Source organism: Burkholderia sp. E168m23 (assembly GCF_016586125.1).
GTDB lineage: Bacteria > Pseudomonadota > Gammaproteobacteria > Burkholderiales > Burkholderiaceae > Burkholderia > Burkholderia orbicola.
On sequence record NZ_BCPP01001405.1, the window covers coordinates 1 to 1,233 of the forward strand.

Here is a 1,233-nt window from a genome sequence, read left to right on the forward strand (position 1 = left end):
CCCGCGAACCGTCGGGCTCGCGTACTTCACGGCATTGTTGATGCGCAGGTTGCGGTTCGAATCGTCGTTGTCGTACGGGTGGACCGCGAGATTGCCGCCCCAGCCGGGGCCGGACGCGCCGAGCGGCGTCACGTAATCGAGGATCAGGTCGTACTGGCGTCCGAAGGACAGCGTGCCGGCCGTCTGCGAACTCACGCCGACCCACGCCTGGCGGCCGAACAGGTCGACGCCTTTCTGCGACAGCTTGCCGGTGGTGCCCGAGAAGCCGTTTTCGAGCGCGAAGACCGCGGCCATTCCGCCGCCGAGATCCTCGCGGCCGCGCAGCCCCCAGCGCGACGCGTTCAGTGCGCCGCTCGTCATCGCGACGCTGCCGCCGCCGGGCGAGCCGGCACCGCGCGTGCGCTGGTTGGTCGAGTAGGTGATCGACGTGTCGATCAGGCCGTACAGCGTCACGCTGCTCTGGGCATGCGCGACATCCGGCACGAAGCTGCTCAGGCAGGCGGCAATGACGGTCCCCGCGACGCGTGCGCCGGCATGCTGGTTCGTTTGGCAGGAATGCATAGGCGTTTTGTTGTTGTTGGTCCGGCCTCGCGGCCGATGGGTCGAGCGGCCATTATTGGAGATCGTGCGGCGGTCGATTAAGGCGTTGCACAGGAAAGGTCCTCTGCGGAATCGGTCGGAATCGCGGGGGTGTCGATGGCTGGGAGGCGGTCGGGAGGGGGCGGGGCGGGGCGTACGGTTCGGCGCGCCATCGCGCGACGGTGGTGTGCCGAACGTCTAGCGGCGGGCGAGCGGCAGCGCCGCGTTGGCGCCGCCGCTTCGATAGGCGGCGCGCACGGCATTCGCTCTCGCTTCGAGCGCTTCCGGCGAGTGCCACGGTCTCAGCCGGACGACGACGCGCGGCAACGCGGCCAGTTGATGGCGCAACTACACGATCGACCGGCAGCATCGGCAAGCCGACGATTGCGCATCGGGCGCCGATGCGGCTTTGGCCAGCCCGGCGGTCCATTCGACGCCGCGATGGCGCCTGGCCGCGTCGAGGTGCGGCAGATAACGCGCGTTGCCCGACAACGCGATCAGCAGAGCAGCCCAGTGCGCGCCGCGCCAACCGTACTGCATGTCACATGTCAGGTCGGCCAGCAACGGGTCGTCCAGTGCCGACAGGCTTTGCTGGCACAGATAGTGGAAGTCGAGCGGCTGGTAGCGGACATGCGGGTAGTCGCGCAGCACATG

General features: G+C 68.6%; 2 protein-coding genes. Both read right to left on the reverse strand.

Features of this window, described 5'->3' with window-relative positions; all coding sequences use genetic code 11:
• A partial coding sequence (locus JMF90_RS37680; protein ID WP_201326404.1) for a porin occupies positions 1 to 561 on the reverse strand: 561 nt, incomplete at its 3' end.
• 366 nt (positions 562 to 927) lie between these two features.
• Positions 928 to 1,233, reverse strand: a 306-nt coding sequence (locus JMF90_RS37685) for a hypothetical protein (protein ID WP_201326405.1), incomplete at its 5' end; no start/stop codon positions are given.